Raw genomic sequence first — 18,143 nt, forward strand, 5'->3', positions numbered from 1 at the left:
GACCTGCTCTCTTCGTCGAGTGCGTTCTGATCGGGGTTACTGCGGGGTGATGCGGAGGAGGTCCGAGGTGAGGACCTCGGGATTGACGATGGATGCCGGGCGCTGGCCCGCGAGGACGGCGAGCGCGTTGGACGTCGCCTTCGTGGCCAGCTCGACGAGGGAGCCGTCCGAGGCGAACGCGACGTGGGGCGTGATGATTGCGGCCGGGCTCGACCGGAGCCAGTGGTCTGCAGGAAGGGGCTCCGGGTCGGTGACGTCGAGCGCCACCCGCAGCCGGCCACGTTCGAGCTCGGGGCGAAGTGCCTCGGTGTCGACGAGACCTCCCCGTCCGACATTGATCAGCAGCGCGCCGTCCTTCATCATCCCGAGCTCCTCGGCGCTGACGAGATGACGGGTCTCGGCGTTGAGCGGGACGTGGAGAGACACGACATCCGCGAGGCGCAGCAGCTCATCGCGACCGACCACGCGGGCCACCGGTGGCGGCGCCGCACCGGGTTCGGCCGCGAGCGCGCGAGAGGAGACGACGACCTCGAACCCGAAGGCCGCGGCGCGCTCTGCCACCGCGCGGCCGGTGGCGCCGAACCCGACGATTCCGAACACGAGGCCGCGGAGCCGTCGGGACGGGTACGCAGGCGCGGGCGTCCAGCCGCCGCTGCGGGTCGCATCGGAGGCAGGAACCAGGTTGCGGAGGGTCGCGAGGGTGAGCGCGAGGGTGTGGTCGGCGACCTCCTCGGTGCAGAACTCGGGGACGTTGCTGACGAGGATGCCGAGCTCGGTCGCACGGGCGACGTCGATGTTGTCGACGCCGACCCCGTAGCGGGCGACCGTGAGACACCGACCCGCAGCGTCGAGAACCTGCGCCGGCACCCGGCGGAAGCAGGTGAGAATGGCATCCGCTTGCGGGGCGAGGGTCAGCAGGTGCTCGTCGGACTCCGCCGGCAGGATCTCGTGGCCGGCTGCGCGCGCCAGCTCGGATTCGATGGCCGGGCTCGGCCAGGCGATGTCCGTGATCACGATCGTCGCCATGTCAGGAGCCTGTCCCGAATGTGGGCCGGGCGAGGGCGACGTCGTCGCCGAGCTCGCGCTCGATCTCGAGCACGCGGTTCCACTTCGCCGTGCGCTCGGAGCGCATCGTGGAGCCGATCTTGAGCTGACCGGTGTTCCATCCGATGGCGAGATCGGCCAGCCAATGGTCCTCGGTCTCCCCCGAACGCGCCGACAGCACTGTGGCGTAGCCGGCGGCGTGCGCAATCTCGACGACCTCGCGCGCCTCGCTCAGAGTGCCGATCTGGTTCGGTTTGACGAGCACGGCGTTGGCAACCGCTTCGTCGATGCCCCGGCGTAGCCGATCGGGCGACGTCACGAAAAGATCGTCGCCGAGGAGCTGGATACCGCTGAGCCGCTCCGTCCCCGTACGCCAGCCGACCCAGTCGTCCTCAGCGAGCGCGTCTTCGATGGAGACGATCGGGAAGTCCGCTGACCAGGCAGCGAGTTCCTCGACGAGCTCGTCGGCACGCATCCGGCGGTCCTCGGTCTCCCAGATGTAGGTGCCGTCGGATGGGGAGTGGAACTGCGTCGCGGCCACGTCGATGGCGATGGCGATGTCATCACCCGGGGTGAGACCGGCGCGTTCGAAGGCCGTCGAGAGCACCTCGAGCGCCTCCCGGTTCGACGCCAGCTGCGGACCGTAGCCGCCCTCGTCAGCGATGAGCGCCCAGGTCGCACCGCGCTCGCGCAGCACTTCCCCGGTGGCGGCGCGGACACGGGAGACGGTCTCGATCGCCTCGGCGAACGTCGAGGCACCGACGGGGACGACGAGGAAGTCCTGGACGTCGAGCGCGCGAGCGGCGTGCGCGCCGCCGGAGATGATGTTGATCATCGGCATCGGGAGCGTGCGAGGCCCTTCGCTGACGGCGGCGTAGAGCGGGAGGCCGCGGGAGGCCGCGGCTGCTTGCGCAGCGGCGACCGAGACCGCGAGGATCGCGTTGGCTCCGAGCCGACCGCCGTCCGCCGTACCGTCGGCCGCCCTGAGCGCGATGTCGACGGCACCCTGGTCAGTGACGTCGATTCCGCGCACCGCCTCGAGCAGCTCGCCTTCCGCGTTGGCGACTGCTCGCCGGACGCCGTACCCGCCGTAGCGGTCGCCGCCGTCGCGCAGCTCTCGCGCCTCGTGGGAGCCGGTGGAGGCGCCGGATGGCACGATCGCACGGCCGCGGGCACCTTGCCGCGTCACGACCGTGCAGCCCACCGTGGGACGGCCCCGTGAGTCCAGCGCCTCGAAGGCGGTGATCGTCTCGATCGCGTCAGACACTCGTCATCCTCCAGAATTCAGCGAGTCCGTCAGGAGCCTCGCGCAGCACGTTCAGGGCCAGCGCACGAGCTCGGTCGCACTGCGCTGGAGAGAAGTAGTCGACCGGCGACTTGCCGTCGACCCGCGCCAGCAGAAGCGCTCCTGCGTGGGCGAGCAGATAGCGATGGTCGAGGGCGCCGAGGGCCGCCCGCGTGTGGTCGGAATAGGTCTGCACGAAGCTCTCCGCCGTAGCCATCAGTTCGTGTCGGCGGTCGGGCCGGACGATGATCTTGCAGATCAGGTGGTGCAGGAGAAACGCCACGTCGAACAGCGGATCCCCGGTGTGGGCGACCTCCCAGTCGATCACCCAGAGGCCGCCGCCGACGGGCGGCTCGGCCAGAACATTCTTGGGCGAGAAGTCGCCGTGCACGAGAGCCACGCGGGTGCCGGCCATCCGCTCGACCAGCGTCGCGATGACCGGCGCGGCCGTGGGGTTGCGCTCTGCCGCGACCGCGTAGAAGGGCTTCACGCGCAGCTGGCCGAACGCTTCCTGGTCGTCGAACTCCGCGAGAATCGCGGGATCGGATGCCGACGCCACCTGCCACGCGGCCAGGACGGCGCCCAGCCGCGTGCCGACATCCGCTCGAACGTCGCCAGCCAGCAGCTGCTGCTTCCAGTCGCCGTATCCAGCGGAGGCGAGCTCGATGACGAGCACATTGTGCTCGCGGTCGACGGCGATGACGCCGGGTACGGCGTCCGGGGCCACGCCGTGAGCCCACCGCAGCGCCGCGGCCTCGGTGTAGGAGCGCTCCGCCGACGCTTCCCACACCTCCGCGACCCGCAGCCGCGGCAGTGCGCGCTTCACCACGAACGCGCTCTGCGCCGTCCGCACCACGACGACGTCGTTCGAGACTCCACCGGCCAGGGGTTGGACCGTGGGCTCCTCGTCGAGCAGTCCGGCATGCCGCAGCACGGCCAGCGCGACGTCGCGGAGATCGTCCCCCGGGGGTGCCTCTGCTGTCGTCACTGTCATCTCCTCGTAGTCGCTATCCGATGGTTTGGCGGGGCCGCCGCCGCCCGACGGCCCCGCGAATCTTCGTAGAGCGCCGCCGGCTCACGCCGGTAGCGCCATCTTCTGTGCGACCGCGTAGACGAGGCCACCGATGTCCGCGTGCTGGTCACCGTCGATCTGCCACTGCCCCACCTGCACCGAGGCCTCGACCACGGTGGCCGCTCGCGGGAGGCGACGGGCGTGGAACTCATCCCACAGCGCCTGGTCCAGCCGGTCGTGTGACTCGAGGATTTCGGTGAGGACGAGTGCGTCCTCGAGGGCCTGCGCCGCCCCCTGGGCGATCGTCGGGGGGCAGCTGTGGGCCGCATCGCCGATGATCACGACCCGCCCCCGATTCCAGGCATCCGGGACGAGGTGCGACGTGAACCACGTGTAGTTCACCTGCGGCGAGTTGAGCAGATCGGCCCGGATCGCGTTCCACGGCCCGTCGTACGGCAGGGATGTCTCGTACATGAGACGTGCGTGTTCCTCGTCCGAAAGGGCAGAACGATCCTGGGCCGGCTCGACGAGGAAGGCGTACATCGCGTCTTCGCTGGTGGGCGTGTAGCCGGCGATGTAGACCGGTCCGCCGTAGATCACCTCCGAGGACACGACCTCGGAGGGCCGCGACACGAAAGCCCGCCACGCGCCCATTCCCGTCCGCTGGGGTCGGACGTCGATGCCGATCAGCTCACGCACCGTCGAGTGGAGGCCATCGGCCCCGATGAGCAGGTCGAACGCCCCGGCCGGCTCGCCGTTGACTTTCAGCTCGACCTGCTCCCCCCGGTCCGCGAGACCGGTGAGCTCCGCGCCGAAGTGAAAGGTCACACCCTGCGCGACAGCGGCCGCGTAGAGGATGCGGGTCAGATCCGGCCGATACATCCTTAACGAAGCCGGGTAGTCAGGGCCTCCCGTCTTCGCTTCGGGCAGGGACATGACGACCGGAGCGCCCGGGCCGGGTGCCCTGATGACCAGGCCTTCGGCCGGATACCCCTGCTCCAGCACCTGATTCCAGACGCCGAGCTTGCCGAGCGCCCGCAAGGCATTGCCCTGCAGCGTGATACCCGAGCCCAGCGGAGACAGTTCGGGCTTCTTCTCGAAGACCTCCACACCGACGCCGAGCTTGGCCAGCTGGATCGCTGCCGCCATTGCGGCGACGCCACTGCCGGCGATCGCCACCTTCTTCACCGCAGCCATTGCGGTCTCCTTCTCTGAGATCGTCATCGATCTCGGTTGAACTTTCAGCGGTACGGGTCTCGCGCCAGCGGTCAGACGCCCTGGGGCTTCTGCTGGAAGAAGTTGGCAAGCTCTTCAGAGTTGACCGCCGCCTGCTCCTTCTCTGCGGCCTCCTTGGGCGGCAGCGGCCACGCCTCGTAGAAGGATTCGGGCATCGTGACGTTGCGATAGATCGACTGGCCCGGGTTGCCGCCGGCGGCCTGGTAGGTCTTGGGTTCCCAGTCGGGCATGCTGTTGACCCAGCCGCCGGAGTTGACCTCCATACGGAAGCCGCCCGGCTCGCGGAGGTAGAGGTAGGTGATCTCATCGATGCCGTGCACGCCGGGGCCGAGCTCAATCGGGGTGCCGTGTGAGACTGCGATCTCGGCCATGCGCTCGACGTCGACGCGCTGGTCGACGCGGAAGGCGATGTGGTGGCCGCGACCGGTCATGCCGCTGAAGTCGGGGACGAGCGCGATGTCGTGGGTTGAGCGGATGCCGTTGCAGGTGAGGGTCGAGAACACCGAGAAGCCGGGCTCGACCTCGGTCTCGGCGGTGTGGCGCGCGCCGAGCTTCTTGTAGAACTCGATGTCGCCCCCCATGTTCGCGCTAGGCATCGTGACGTGGTCGAGATACCGCACGGCGGATCCGCCGCTGGTCGGGATCTTCTGTGGGCGGTTGGGAACGGCGTGGTCCTTCTTGTCTTCGGGCGCCTCGTACAGATCGACATCCCAGAACACCTCGTGAAGGTGGCGGCCGAACGCCGAGCGGTACTGGTAGGTGCGGCCGTGGCCGGTCCAGTCGTCGACCCAGCCGACGTGCTCTTCGCTATCCTGCAGGCGCTTGGCGATCGTCTCGGGGTCTTCTGCCCCATAGGTGCGCCAGCCGATGCGGCCGATACCGGACTCTTTGGCCTCGGTGACGATCAGGCTGGAATGCAGCCATTCCGCCCAGCCGCGGAGGTAGACGGACTGACCCTCGCGCGTGGTCTCTTCGAGGCCGAAGATCTCCTTCATCCACGCGACGGTCTCTTCGGGCTTCGGGCTGAACAGCTCGACGTGCGCGAGCTGCGAGAGCAGGATCTCTGACATTTTCTGGTGACTCCTTCGTCGATGATGGGGGTCTTACTGGGGCGGTGCGACGCACCGCGTGACTTGAGTGCCGAGGCCGGTGACGCTCGCCTCCATGACGTCACCGGGCCGGAGCCAGCGGTTGCCGTGCTTGCCGGCGTTGCCGGCCGGTGACCCGGTCAGGATCATGTCGCCGGCCGACAGGCGCGCCGAGTGCGAGGCATAGCTGACGCAGTTCTCGACGCCGTGGATGATGTCGGCGACCAGTTCGTCCTGCATCGTCTCGCCATTGACCTTCAGTGTGATCCTCAGCCGGCGGTAGTCCGAGACGAACCGAGACGGCAGGATGACCGGACCTGTCGGGAAGTAGGTCGGACGGTTCTTCGAGGTGACGAAGTCGGTCAACGGCACATTCGAACGCGACATCACGTCTCGCACCGTGATGTCGTTACTCATCACGTAGCCCGCGATGTGGTCGAACGACTCTTCGGGCGAGATCCGATGCGCCGCCGTCTTGAGGATGACACCGAGCTCGAGCTCCCAATCGTGCTGGCCGCCGGGAGTCCAGAGGATCACGTCGTCGTGGGCGCCGGAGACGGCGGAGGGCAGCCCGACGAACATGAACGGGTCCGACTGCGCCTGTCGCTCAACAGCCTCCAGCGCAAAGGTGTGCAACTCCTCGTCACTGCGCGGGTCACCCGCATTGCGGAGCGTGCTCTGCACGATCTGCTCCACGTGGACGCGATAGTTCGCGCCCGCGCACAGGATCTGACCCACCGGCTGCACCGGAGGGAGCACTTCCAGCGCGTCGGGCGAAATTCCGCCCGTGAGCGCCGGGGCAACCTCGATGAGCGTGTCGATCGCGGCGTCCCAGTCCTGCAGGAGGCTGCGGATCGTGGCGTCCCGTCCTAGGAACGGGCGGGTGTCGTAGACGAGACCATCGCGCAGCATCCCGACGAACGTCTGAGCCGAGGCCGCGAAGGTCCCGAGACCGAATGCTCCGGGGGCGACCGCGGTGGTAACGGTGGGGGTCACTGCTTCCTCGTTCCTCATTGAACTAGAACACGAACCTGTGTTCTAGTTAGATTGTGAGCATCCATGTCGACGCTGTCAAGCACGGATCTGACAAGCACCTCGAGCGCACGCCTACGATGAAACCGATGTCTGAGACCGACTCCCAGATCCGCCAGCCGGTGCAGCGGCGCAGCCAGGAGGCCTACGCACGCGTGCTCCAGGCAGGTCGGGAGATCCTCGAGGAGGAGGGCTTCCCCGGATTCACCGTCCAGGCGGTAAGCAAACGGGCCGGTGTCTCCGTCGGATCGATCTACCTACGCGCCCCGAGCCGCGAAGCCCTGCTCCTCGCGATCCACGCTCAGGAGATGGACCGGATGGACCGCGAGGAGGTGTGGCTCGCGCCGACCTCCGTGCCTCCCGGCGGAGCCCGTGCACACATCGAGCAGGTCGTCACCAAGACATCGGCACAGATGCTCGCGAACGCCGGCATCCTCCGGGCGTTCATGCGCCGCGGCCCCGAGGACCCGGAGATCTTCGTTCGCGGCCGCGACGGCTCGCAGCGCGTCGCCAAGCAGTTCGAGGCCGCGCTGCTCGCCTGCCGAGACGACTTCCGGCATCCCGATCCCGAAACGGCCGCCGACTTCGCGTTCCGGATGCTCTACTCGATGACGGCCCGGCGCATCACGCACGGTTCGGACTTCGAGTCGCCTCGTCCGCTCTCCGACGAGGTCTTCCTCGAACAGCTCTCCCGCGCGGTCGCCGACTACCTTCTCGGCGCGAGCTGACGGCGACTAGCGAGACTCCGCAAGCAGCTGCGACCGAGCCCTGGCGCCCAGTCGATCCCAGTGAGCGTCGTCGTGTTGGACGCCGGGCGTCTCCTGGCACAGGGCGACCCGGACACCGTCGGCCGCGATCCCAGAGTCATCGCCGCCTATCTCGGCGACGACTGGGTAGCCGCATGACCGCCCCATGCTTGAAGCGCGCGAGGTCCGGGCGCGGTACGGCTCCGTTGAAGCGCTTCATGGCGTCGACGTCATCGTCGGGCGCGGGCGGCTCGTAGCACTGCTCGGCGGCTGAGTCGGTCTCGTTCCCGCTCGAAACGGTCGCTCTAAGTGTCTCTCGTCGCCTCGGGAAGACCCCTGACCGCGGCGGTGCCCACATCCGAGAAGGAACGAGACCGAACCAAAAGGAATGGGCCAGATCGAGACTGTCCGAGAAGGAAGTCGATCTGGCCCAAAATGGCGGTGACGGTGGGATTTGAACCCACGGTAGGGGGTTACCCTACACAACTTTTCGAGAGTTGCACCTTCGGCCGCTCGGACACGTCACCGCCGACAAGCTTACGACACGCGGACGGATGCCGCGAATCCGCGCACACGGGGTCGCGCGGACCGACCGCCGTGTCGCCGGGCGGGTCTAGCGTGGGGGTCGTGACGCACGAGCAATCCGGGGCCGAGCAGACCGTCACCGATCCGATGTCGACGACGCAGCGGTTCGTGCTGTGGATCGCGATCCTCGGGTCCTTCGTGGCCTTCCTCGACGGCACCATCGTCAACGTCGCCCTCCCCGCCATCAGCGACGAGCTCGGCGGCGGCCTCCGGACGCAGCAGTGGGTCGTCGACGCCTACCTCATCACCCTCGGCGCGCTGATCCTGGTCGCGGGGTCCGTGAGCGACGCCTACGGTCGCGTGCTGGTGCTCCGCATCGGGCTCATCGGCTTCGGCGTGGCATCCCTCGCGATTGCGGCCGCGCCGACGGCCGAGTTCCTGATCGTCGCGCGAGCAGTGCAGGGTGCCGCGGGTGCGTTCCTCGTGCCGAGCTCTCTCGCGCTCATCACGTCGAACTTCTCCGGCGGGGCGCAGGGCCGCGCCATCGGCATCTGGACGGCGATGACGACCTCGGCGATGATCGTCGGCCCCCTCATCGGAGGCCTCCTGGTCGACCTGGCGTCGTGGCGGCTGGCGTTCCTCATCAACGTGTTCCCGATCGGCGCGACGCTGGTGCTGCTCGCGCGGGGCGGCTTCCGTGACACCCGGCAGCCGGATGCCTCGATCGACTGGCTCGGCGCGGCCCTGTGCACCCTCGGCCTCGGCGGCATGGTCTACGCGCTCATCGAGCAGCCCCACCTGGGCTGGTCCTCTCCCGCGATCTGGGTGCCGCTCCTGCTCGGCGCGGTGCTGTTCGTGCTGTTCATCCTGCGCCAGCGGCGGGTGCGCAGCCCGATCCTGCCGCTGGACCTCTTCCGGGTCCGCAACTTCTCGGCGGGCAACATCGCGACGACGTTCATCTACGGCGCCCTCGCCCTCAACGGCATGGTCGTGGTGGTCTACCTGCAGGAGGGCGCCGGCCTCTCCGCCACGCTCGCCGGGCTCGCGAGCCTGCCCACGACGATCCTCCTCATCGTCTTCAGCTCCCGCGTGGGCACGCTCAGCGGCCGGTGGGGTCCGCGCTTGTTCATGACCGTCGGCCCGATCATGATGGGCGCAGGCGCCCTGCTCCTGCTCACCGTGAGCACTGACTTCTCCTACTGGTGGCAGGTGCTTCCGAGCATGGTCGTCCTGGGCGCGGGACTGGCGCTCACGGTGGCGCCGCTGACGTCGGCGATCCTGGGCTCGATCGGACCGGAGCGCTCCGGCATCGCGTCCGCGGTCAACAACGCCGTCGCCCGCGTCGCAGGCCTCATCGCGATCGCCCTGCTCGCCACGATCGTCGGCGGCGCGCTCGACCTCGACGGCTTCCACCGCGCGGCGATCGTCACGGCCGCTCTCATGATCGCGGGCGGGATCACCTCGTTCCTCGGCATCCGCAATCCCGAGACCGCCGCCGACACACCGCCCGCGTGACGGGCGAGCGGATGCCGCGACCCGGCCGGGCCGGGGCATCCGCTCGCCGTCGCCATACTCACGGCCACCGGCGCTGGCCGCACCGCGTCCCGCACTGCCAGACTGGCGGCATGGCTGTGATCGAGAACTCGAAAGTCACCATCGTCGGAGCCGGCAGCGTGGGGTCCAGCGCGGCGTACGCGGCGCTGATCCGGGGGTCCGCGCGGCACGTCGCGCTCTACGACATCGCGACCGAGAAGGTCGAGGCCGAGGTGCTCGACCTCGCCCACGGGACGCAGTTCACCGGCTCGAGCGACATCGTCGGAGGCAGCGACCTGTCGGTCGTCGAGGGCTCGCACGTCGTTGTCGTCACGGCCGGCGCCAAGCAGCACCCGGGGCAGACCCGCATCGAGCTCGCCGGCGTGAACGCCGGGATCATGCGGAAGATGATGCCGCAGCTGCTCGAGGCGGCCCCGAACGCGATCTATGTCATCGTCACCAATCCGTGCGACGTGCTCACCGTGCTCGCGCAGGAGGACACCGGCCTGCCGCCCGAGCGCATCTTCGCCTCCGGCACGGTGCTCGACACCTCGCGCCTGCGGTGGAAGCTCGCCGAGCGCGCCGGCGTCTCCACCTCGAGCGTGCACGCCTACATCGTCGGCGAGCACGGCGACACCGAGTTCCCGCTGTGGTCCAAGGCGACGATCGGCACCGTGCCGATCCTGGATTGGGTCACCCCTCGCGGCGACCGCATGACCGTCGAAGAGCTCGACCGCATCGCCGTCGACGTCCGCGACGCCGCCTACAAGGTCATCCAGGGCAAGGGTGCGACGAACTACGCCATCGGCCTGTCCAGCGCCCGCATCATCGAGGCGATCCTCAACGACGAGCGCGCGGTCATGCCCGTGTCGACGGTGCTGAGCCGGTTCCACGGCGTCGACGGGGTGGCTCTGTCGGTGCCATCGGTGGTGAGCGCGACCGGCGCGGTCCCGATCCGCGAGACGAGGTTCGACGACCGCGAGCTCGAGCTGTTCCACGCGTCCGCCGATGCGCTCAAGAAGGTGGCCGACTCGCTGCGCGCCTGACGAACCCCGGCCACGCGCGCCGGCGATGTCCCCGCGGGCGCCTACGCTGGGCCCATGCCCGCAGCCCGACGCCCGACGCAGACCGCGCCCTACCGCTGCACCGAATGCGGCTGGACGACGATCAAGTGGGTGGGCCGCTGCGGCGAATGCCAGCAGTGGGGCACCGTGGTCGAGGCGGCCGAGCAGACCGGCATCCTCCGCTCGATCACACCGGTCTCGCCCGGCGCGGCGCGCGCGGCGCAGCCCATCACCCGCATCGACACGTCCGACGCGCCGCGCCGCACGACCGGGGTCGGTGAGTTCGACCGGGTGCTCGGCGGCGGCCTCGTTCCGGGTGTTGCGATCCTGCTCTCCGGCGAGCCGGGCGTCGGCAAGTCGACGCTGCTGCTCGAGGTGGCGGCGCAGTCCGCCCGCGAAGGGCGCCGCGTGCTCTACGCGAGCGCCGAGGAGTCGACGGCTCAGGTGCGCCTGCGCGCCGAGCGCACCGGGGCGCTCCACGACGAGCTGTACCTCGCGAGCGAGACCGACCTTGCGACCATCCTCGGCCACGTCGACGACGTCTCCCCCGACCTGCTGATCGTCGACTCCGTGCAGACGGTGTCGTCGGCCCTGTCCGAGGGCATGGCGGGGCATCCGTCGCAGGTGCGCGAGGTGGCGGCGACGCTCATCCGCGTCGCGAAGGAGCGCGGGATCCCGACGATCATCGTGGGCCACGTCACCAAGGACGGCTCGATCGCGGGGCCCCGCATCCTGGAGCACCTGGTCGACGTCGTGTGCCAGTTCGAGGGCGACCGGCAGACGTCGCTGCGGTTCGTACGCGCGCTCAAGAACCGCTTCGGCCCGACGGACGAGGTCGGATGCTTCGACATGACCGGCGCGGGCATCGCCGAGGTCCCCGACCCCAGCGCCCTGTTCCTCGGCCACGGCAGCACCGAGCCCGGCACGTGCGTCTCGATCGCCTTGGAGGGCCGGCGCGCGCTGCCCGTCGAGGTGCAGGCGCTGACGATCGACAGCAAGTCGGGCAACCCGCGGCGCATCGTGAACGGGGTCGACGCCGCCCGCGTGGCGACCGTGCTGGCGGTGCTCGAGAAGCGGATGAAGATCAAGACCTCGGATCAGGACGTGTACGTCTCGACGGTCGGCGGAGTGAGATTCGCCGAACCGGCGGCCGACCTCGCGATCGCGCTCGCCGTGGCCAGCGCGGTCGAAGGATGGACGATTCCCCGCCATATCGCCGTGGTCGGCGAGCTGAGCCTGGCGGGCGAGGTGCGGCCCGTCACCCAGGCGACGCAACGGCGCAGCGAAGGCGCGCGTCTCGGGTACCGAGACGTGATCGACCACCGCTCGGGGTCGCTGGGTGGCGCCGTCAGCGACGTGCGGACTCGGTCCAAGGGCCGGCCGGGCGAAGACGTCCCCGAGTTCTGAGCTCGGCCGGTCCCCTCAGCGCTGGAGCCTGCCGGGCGAAGACGTCCTCGGGTCCCGCGGCGTGCGGCCGGTCGGCTCAGCGACCCCGGGGCCGGCGTCGACGCCCAGGGTCGGCGTACCCGAGCACGATGGGGATCACCAGTCCGGCCGCGCACACGATTCCGACGAGCAGGAATTCCACCCGGCGAGTCTGCCCGCTCATCCCCGTCGACGCAAACCCCTCCCCCGGAGCTGCCGTCTGCTGTCGCGCGGGCGCGTCCCCGGCGGATCACCGGGGGTTTGGGGCGCACCGCTGTCGTTCGGGGCGCACGGGGCACGCCCCAGACGCGCGCGACGCGCCCCAAAACCGATGAAGCCCGGCGCTGTCGCGCGGGCGCGTCCCCCGGCGGATCACCGGGGGTTTGGGGCGCACCACTGTCGTTCGGGGCGCACGGGGCACGCCCCAGACGCGCGCGACGCGCCCCAAACCCGGGGACGCTGGGTACTGGGGGGGCGCGTCAGGCGTCGAGCGCGGCGATGAGGTCGGCGGGTGAGGCCTGCAGCGGGTGGGGTCCGGCGATGTCGAAGAAGACCGTGGTGATCTCGGCCTCGTGCGCGCCGAGGAACGCGCGCAGCCATGCCGGCGACTGCAGCGCGACGCCGGGCGGCAGGCTCGCGGGCTTGTGCGCGGCATCGCTGAACAGCAGCAGGGCCACGTCGCCGGTGTCGGGGTCGCGGTACGTCCACACCTCGCCGACGTCGAGCGGGTTGTCGCGCTGCCCCGGACGCATGAGCGGGACGACGGTGGGACCATGGCGCAGCGCGAACGCGACCGCCGCCATGTCCTGCGTCTGGAGCGCATCGCTCAGCTGGGTGTTGCGGAACTCCAGCGGCTCCTTCGCCTTCTTCGCCCGCTTCTTGCCTGCCACCCCTCCAGCGTAGCTTCGGCCTGGACGGCCTTCCGCTCCGCCGCCCCAGCGGCCACCGGAGCAGGAACCTCAAGCGAGGAAGCCCCGCAGCAGGGCCTCCGATCCGGCGAGGTGTTCGAGGATCGCCGCCTCCGCGGCATCCGCTCTCCCCGCGAGGATGGCGGTCACGATGTGCTCGTGCTGGGCGTTGGAGTGCTCGATGTTGCGCGGCAGCAGCGGGAAGGTGTCGAGCCACTCGTTGACCTTCGCGCGGTTCTCGGCGGCGAGCGCGACGAGCGACGGAATGCCGGCGAGCTCGGCGATCGTCAGGTGCAGCAGCGTGTCGAGCCTGCGGTAGTCCGTGGCGGATGCCTCGGCCACGGCCTCGTACCTCGCCCACAGCACGTCGCGCGCCGACGCGTCGAGCGTCCGGCCGGCGGCGGCGCGGGCTGCGCCGGCCTCGAGCACGCGCCGGAGCCCGAGGACGTCTTCGAACTCGGCGGCGGTCACGTCCCGCGGGTGCGGGGGCTGCGGCAGGGGGTCGGCGACGAACGTGCCGCCGTAGCGGCCGCGCCGTCGCACGAGATAGCCGGTGTCGGCGAGCTCGCGGATCGCCTCGCGGACGGTGTCGCGGCTGACGGCGTAGAGAACGGCGAGCTCACGCTCCGACGGCAGCGACTCCCCGGGGGCCACCACGCCGAGCCGGATGGTCTGCGCGATGCGCGCGACCGTGTCCTCGAGGGCGTTGCCCTCGCGCACCGGCCGGTACACGGCCTTGCGCACCTCGTGCAGCGGCGGGTCGGTCACAGCCCCTCGCCTCTCCGCCGTACCGTTCGCAGGACGGATCCCGCCGAACCCGCGCGACACGCCGAGTTCCGCCTCGGTTCGGCCGGTCGGTCCTGCACACGGTACGGGCGATGCATCGGAAGCCTCCTCAGAGCGGCGTCACGTAGGCGTTGGTGATGCCGCCGTCGACGACGAACGCGGTCGCTGTGATGAACGAGGCGTCGTCCGAGGCGAGGAACGCGACGGCGGCGGCGAGCTCCTCCGGCTCGGCGAACCGGCCCATCGGCACGTGGACGAGGCGGCGCTGCGCGCGCTCGGGGTCCTTCGCGAAGAGCTCCTGCAGCAGCGGGGTGTTCACCGGTCCCGGGCACAGCGCGTTCACGCGGATCCCCTGACGCGCGAACTGCACGCCGAGCTCGCGGGTCAGGGCCAGCACGCCGCCCTTCGAGGCGGTGTACGAGATCTGCGACGTGGCCGATCCCAGCAGCGCGACGAACGACGCCGTGTTGATGATCGAGCCTCTGCCCGCCGGCACCATGTGCCGCAGGGCCGCACGCGAGCACAGGTAGACGCTCTTGAGGTTGACGTCCTGCACGCGGTCCCACGCGGGCAGCTCGGTCGTCTCGATCGAGTCGTCGTCGGCCGGTGAGATGCCGGCGTTGTTGAAGGCGATGTCGATGCCGCCGAACTCCGCGGCCACGCCGTCGAAGACGGCGTTCACCTGGGCCTCGTCGGCGACGTTCACCCCGCGGAAGACGCCGTCCACCTCAGCGGCGGCGGCCTCGCCGGACTCGGGATCGAGATCCGCGATCACGACGCGCGCACCCTCGGCCGCGAACCGGCGCGCCGTCGCCAGGCCGATGCCCGACGCGCCGCCGGTGATGATGGCGACCCGGTCCTTGAGCCTCGCCGTCAGATCCATGCTGTTCCCTCTCAGTCCGTCGCGAAGAAGACGTTCTTGGTCTCGGTGAAGTGCTCGGCGGCGTCGGGGCCGAGTTCACGGCCGAGGCCCGACGCCTTCATGCCGCCGAACGGCGTCCAGTACCGCACCGAGGAGTGCGAGTTGACCGACAGCACGCCGCTCTTGACCCCGCGCGAGACGCGCACGGCGCGGCCGAGGTTCTCGGTCCAGATCGAGCCGGCGAGCCCGTAGATGGTGTCGTTGGCGAGCCGCACGGCGTCGGCCTCGTCGTCGAACGGCAGCACCGCGACCACCGGTCCGAAGACCTCCTCGCGCGCGATGCGGTCCCCGCGATCGGCGAGCACGACGGCCGGGGCGAACCAGAAGCCGTCGCCGTCGGGCGCCGACCCGCGGAAGGCGACGTCCGCGCCGTCGAGGAAGCCTTCGACGGTGGAGCGGTGGGATGCCGAGATCAGCGGCCCCATGTCGGTGCGCTCGTCACCCGGGTCGCCCACGCGCCACGCCTTCACCGCGGGCTCGAGCAGCTCGAGGAACCGGTCGTACGCGGAGCGCTCGACGAGGATGCGGCTGCGGGCGCAGCAGTCCTGGCCGGCATTGTCGAACACCGCGCCCGGCGCGCTGGCGGCCGCCTTCTCGAGATCGGCGTCGGCGAACACGATGTTGGCGCTCTTGCCGCCGAGCTCGAGGGTGACCGGCTTCAGCTCGCGCGCGCAGCCGGCCGCGACCTCGACGCCGACGGACGTCGACCCGGTGAAGACCACCTTGCGCACGTCCGGGTGCGACACGAAGCGCTGACCGACCACGGAGCCCGAGCCGGTGACCACCTCGAACAGCCCCGCCGGAAGCCCCGCCTCGAGCGCGAGCTCGCCGAGGCGGATCGCGGTCAGCGGGGTGAGCTCGGCGGGCTTGAGCACGACGGCGTTCCCGGCGGCGAGCGCGGGGGCGAACCCCCACGACGCGATCGTCATCGGGAAGTTCCAGGGCACGATGATGCCGACGACGCCGTACGGCTCGTGGAACGTCACGTCGAGTCCCCCGGCGACCGGGATCTGCTGGCCCGAGAGCCGCTCGGGCGCGCCGGCGTAGAAGTTCAGCACCTGCGCGACGTGCGACGCCTCCCACCGCGCCGAACCGATCGGATGCCCCGAATTCAGCACTTCGAGCTGCGCGAGCTCCTCGACATGGGCCTCCACCGTGCGAGCGAACGCACGCAGCGCGTCGGCCCGCGCCACGGGCGGCAGCGACGCCCACGAACGCTGGGCGGCGACGGCACGCGCGATCGCGGCATCCGTCTGCGCCTCGTCGGCACGGGCGATCTCGCGGATCGGCTGCCCGGTCGCGGGGTTGACGAGCGTGAACGTCCCACTCATGCGTGGACCTCCCGGGACGCGTAGACGGATGCCTCGGCCACGAGCCCCGCGAACAGCCGGCGGTCCTCCTGGTTCTGCTCGGGATGCCACTGCACCCCCAGGACGTAGCCGTCGCCGTCCGACTCGAACGCCTGGACCAGCCCGTCATCGGTGCGCGCGGTGACCACGAGGCCGTCGCCGAGCCGGTCGATGCCCTGGTGGTGGTAGCTGTGGACGTCCATCGGTCCCGCGCCGACGAGCGCCGCGAGTCGGGTGCCGTCGTCGACGTGGACCTCGTTGGTGGCGAAGACCCCTCCGCCGACGCGGTACCGCTCGGTGCCCAGCACCTCCGGGAGGTGCTGGTGCAGCGTCCCGCCACGGGCCACGTTGACCAGCTGGAGGCCACGGCAGATCGCGAGCACCGGCATCCGTCGCGCTTCGGCCCCGCGGAACAGCGCGAGCTCCCACGCGTCGCGATCCGGACGCGCCGGGTCAGTGGTCGGATGCCGCTCCGCGCCGTACAGCTCGGGCTGGACGTCGAGGCCGCCGGTCAGGATGAGACCGTCGAGGCCGTCCAGGACGGCGTCGGCAGCGTCTTCCACCCGCACGTCGGTCGCGCTGCTGTGCTGCGGGGGCAGCAGCACCGCGATGCCGCCCGAGGCGGTCACCGAGTCGAAGTACACCTGCGGCAGGAACGCCGCGCGCACGTCCCACACCCCCTGCGTGGCCTGCTCGAGGTACGTCGTCAGGCCGATCACGGGGTTCTCAGAGGCGTTCGAAGCCACGCACCCTCTCCCAGTCGGTCACGGCGGCGTCGTAGGCCTCGACCTCGATGCGCGCCTGGTTCAGATAGTGCTCGACCATGTCATCGCCGAAGGCGGCGCGCGCGATGGCCGACTGGTCGAACAGCTGCGCGGCCTCGCGCAGCGTCGTCGGAAGGTGGTCGACCCCGGACGTGTACGCGTTGCCGGTGAGCGCGTCGGGCATCGGCAGCTCGTGCTCGATGCCGTGCAGGCCGCCCGCGATGATCGCCGCGATGCCGAGGTACGGGTTCACGTCGCCGCCCGGGACCCGGTTCTCCACCCGCAGCGAGGAGCCGTGGCCGATCACGCGCAGCGCGCAGGTGCGGTTGTCGAGGCCCCACGCGATCCCGGTGGGGGCGAACGAGCCCTTCGCGAACCGCTTGTACGAGTTGATGTTGGGCGCGTACAGCAGCGTGAACTCGCGCAGGGTGGCCAGGATGCCGGCGATCCAGTGCTCCATCAGCGGACTGAAGCCGTGCCTCCCGTCGCCGGCCATGACGGGCTCTCCCGCCTCCGAGCGCACCGACAGGTGGATGTGGCAGCTGTTGCCCTCGCGCTCGTCGAACTTGGCCATGAACGTCAGCGCCTTGCCGTGGTGCTCGGCGATGGCCTTGGCGCCGTTCTTGTAGATGGCGTGCTGGTCGGCGGTCTCGAGCACCTCGGCGTAGCGGAAGGCGATCTCCTGCTGACCGAGGTTGCACTCCCCCTTGACGCCCTCGGTGTAGAGCCCGGCCCCGTCCATCGACAGGCGGATGTCGCGCAGCAGCGGCTCCAGGCGGCCCGAGGCGAGCAGGTCGTAGTCGACGTTGTAGTCGGTCGCAGGCGTGAGGCCGCGGTAGCCCTTGGCCCAGGCATCGCGGTACGTGTCGTCGAAGATGATGAACTCCAGCTCGGTGCCGGAGTAGGCGACGAGGCCGCGGTCGGCGAGGCGCTGCCGCTGGCGGTCGAGGATGTCGCGCGGCGACTGCACGACCGGGTCGCCACCCTCCCAGGTGAGGTCGGCCATCACCAGCGCCGAGCCCGGCAGCCACGGAATGAGGCGCAGCGTCGACGGGTCGGGGCGCAGCATCATGTCGCCGTAGCCGGTCTCCCAGCTCGACATCGCGTAGCCGTCGACGGTGTTCATGTCGACGTCGACGGACAGCAGGTAGTTGCAGGCCTCCGCACCGTGGGGGAGCACCTCCTCCTGGAACAGCCGCGCTGAGACGCGCTTGCCCACCAGCCGCCCCTGCGCGTCGGCGAAGGCGACCACCACCGTGTCGATGTCGCCGCTCGCGATCCCGTCGTTCAACTGCTCGACGGTGAGGTTGCCCGGCATCCGTCCTCCTCAAGTCCCGACGTGCGACCAGTCGCGCACGCGACCATGCCCGGCCGCGGGCACGCGCTCACTCTAACGAAAATCGGATTCAAAGGTAGACACAGCC

General features: G+C 70.1%; 17 protein-coding genes and 1 tRNA gene. 5 read left to right on the forward strand and 13 right to left on the reverse strand.

Annotation, left to right across the window (positions count from 1 at the left end):
- Window positions 1-36: 36 nt before the first annotated feature.
- The 6 genes from V6R91_RS01035 to V6R91_RS01060 all read right to left on the reverse strand — a co-directional run bounded on the left by V6R91_RS01035 (window position 37) and on the right by V6R91_RS01060 (window position 6,661).
- Window positions 37-1,026 (reverse strand): C-terminal binding protein, encoded by a 990-nt coding sequence (locus tag V6R91_RS01035; RefSeq protein WP_336393740.1) that lies wholly within the window; start codon window positions 1,024-1,026, stop codon window positions 37-39.
- Between the two features lies 1 nt (window position 1,027).
- Window positions 1,028-2,311: a phosphopyruvate hydratase gene (gene eno, locus V6R91_RS01040; RefSeq protein ID WP_336393741.1), complete on the reverse strand. Its 1,284-nt coding sequence runs from the start codon at window positions 2,309-2,311 to the stop codon at window positions 1,028-1,030.
- The gene (locus V6R91_RS01045; RefSeq protein ID WP_336393742.1) at window positions 2,304-3,317 is read right to left on the reverse strand and encodes a phosphotransferase family protein; all 1,014 of its coding nucleotides are present in this window, start codon (window positions 3,315-3,317) and stop codon (window positions 2,304-2,306) included. Before V6R91_RS01045 ends, eno begins: the two co-directional genes overlap by 8 nt.
- An 87-nt stretch (window positions 3,318-3,404) precedes the next feature.
- Window positions 3,405-4,565: an FAD-dependent monooxygenase gene (locus V6R91_RS01050; protein WP_336393743.1), complete on the reverse strand. Its 1,161-nt coding sequence runs from the start codon at window positions 4,563-4,565 to the stop codon at window positions 3,405-3,407.
- Between the two features lie 44 nt (window positions 4,566-4,609).
- Window positions 4,610-5,647 (reverse strand): VOC family protein, encoded by a 1,038-nt coding sequence (locus V6R91_RS01055; RefSeq protein WP_336393744.1) that lies wholly within the window; start codon window positions 5,645-5,647, stop codon window positions 4,610-4,612.
- A 33-nt stretch (window positions 5,648-5,680) separates the two neighbouring features.
- Window positions 5,681-6,661 carry a fumarylacetoacetate hydrolase family protein gene (locus V6R91_RS01060; protein ID WP_336393745.1) on the reverse strand — a complete coding sequence of 327 codons (981 nt, stop codon included), beginning with the start codon at window positions 6,659-6,661 and terminating at the stop codon, window positions 5,681-5,683.
- A 125-nt stretch (window positions 6,662-6,786) separates the two neighbouring features.
- On the opposite strand from V6R91_RS01060, the gene V6R91_RS01065 reads away from it, so the two are divergent.
- Both V6R91_RS01065 and V6R91_RS01070 read left to right on the forward strand, forming a co-directional pair.
- Window positions 6,787-7,425 carry a TetR/AcrR family transcriptional regulator gene (locus tag V6R91_RS01065; protein WP_336393746.1) on the forward strand — a complete coding sequence of 213 codons (639 nt, stop codon included), beginning with the start codon at window positions 6,787-6,789 and terminating at the stop codon, window positions 7,423-7,425.
- Window positions 7,426-7,497: 72 nt separating this feature from the next.
- Window positions 7,498-7,602 carry a hypothetical protein gene (locus V6R91_RS01070; protein ID WP_336395013.1) on the forward strand — a complete coding sequence of 35 codons (105 nt, stop codon included), beginning with the start codon at window positions 7,498-7,500 and terminating at the stop codon, window positions 7,600-7,602.
- A gap of 277 nt (window positions 7,603-7,879) precedes the next feature.
- On the opposite strand, the gene V6R91_RS01075 is transcribed toward V6R91_RS01070, so the two are convergent.
- Window positions 7,880-7,970, reverse strand: a tRNA-Ser gene (locus V6R91_RS01075).
- A 145-nt stretch (window positions 7,971-8,115) separates the two neighbouring features.
- Between V6R91_RS01075 and V6R91_RS01080 the strand changes: the two genes are divergently transcribed.
- The 3 genes from V6R91_RS01080 (at window position 8,116) to radA (ending at window position 11,972) form a co-directional block, all read left to right on the forward strand.
- Window positions 8,116-9,483: an MFS transporter gene (locus V6R91_RS01080; protein ID WP_336395014.1), complete on the forward strand. Its 1,368-nt coding sequence runs from the start codon at window positions 8,116-8,118 to the stop codon at window positions 9,481-9,483.
- 110 nt (window positions 9,484-9,593) lie between these two features.
- Entirely contained in the window at window positions 9,594-10,547 is a 954-nt protein-coding gene (locus V6R91_RS01085) for an L-lactate dehydrogenase (protein WP_336393747.1), read from the forward strand.
- A gap of 54 nt (window positions 10,548-10,601) precedes the next feature.
- On the forward strand, window positions 10,602-11,972 hold the full coding sequence (gene radA / locus V6R91_RS01090) for a DNA repair protein RadA (protein WP_336393748.1): 1,371 nt from the start codon (window positions 10,602-10,604) through the stop codon (window positions 11,970-11,972).
- A gap of 497 nt (window positions 11,973-12,469) precedes the next feature.
- On the opposite strand, the gene V6R91_RS01095 is transcribed toward radA, so the two are convergent.
- From V6R91_RS01095 to V6R91_RS01120, 6 genes are all read right to left on the reverse strand, one after another.
- On the reverse strand, window positions 12,470-12,880 hold the full coding sequence (locus tag V6R91_RS01095) for a dehydrogenase (protein WP_336393749.1): 411 nt from the start codon (window positions 12,878-12,880) through the stop codon (window positions 12,470-12,472).
- 69 nt (window positions 12,881-12,949) lie between these two features.
- Window positions 12,950-13,666, reverse strand: a complete 717-nt coding sequence (locus tag V6R91_RS01100; RefSeq protein WP_336393750.1) for a FadR/GntR family transcriptional regulator — start codon at window positions 13,664-13,666, stop codon at window positions 12,950-12,952.
- 127 nt (window positions 13,667-13,793) lie between these two features.
- Complete coding sequence (locus V6R91_RS01105) at window positions 13,794-14,567, reverse strand: 3-oxoacyl-ACP reductase (protein ID WP_336393751.1); 774 nt, start codon at window positions 14,565-14,567, stop codon at window positions 13,794-13,796.
- Between the two features lie 11 nt (window positions 14,568-14,578).
- Window positions 14,579-15,937: an aldehyde dehydrogenase family protein gene (locus tag V6R91_RS01110; RefSeq protein WP_336393752.1), complete on the reverse strand. Its 1,359-nt coding sequence runs from the start codon at window positions 15,935-15,937 to the stop codon at window positions 14,579-14,581.
- Window positions 15,934-16,701, reverse strand: a complete 768-nt coding sequence (locus V6R91_RS01115; RefSeq protein WP_336393753.1) for a gamma-glutamyl-gamma-aminobutyrate hydrolase family protein — start codon at window positions 16,699-16,701, stop codon at window positions 15,934-15,936. Before V6R91_RS01115 ends, V6R91_RS01110 begins: the two co-directional genes overlap by 4 nt.
- Window positions 16,682-18,037 carry a glutamine synthetase family protein gene (locus V6R91_RS01120; RefSeq protein ID WP_336393754.1) on the reverse strand — a complete coding sequence of 452 codons (1,356 nt, stop codon included), beginning with the start codon at window positions 18,035-18,037 and terminating at the stop codon, window positions 16,682-16,684. Before V6R91_RS01120 ends, V6R91_RS01115 begins: the two co-directional genes overlap by 20 nt.
- Between the last annotated feature and the right edge of the window lie 106 nt (window positions 18,038-18,143).

Source organism: Microbacterium sp. CCNWLW41 (assembly GCF_037083505.1).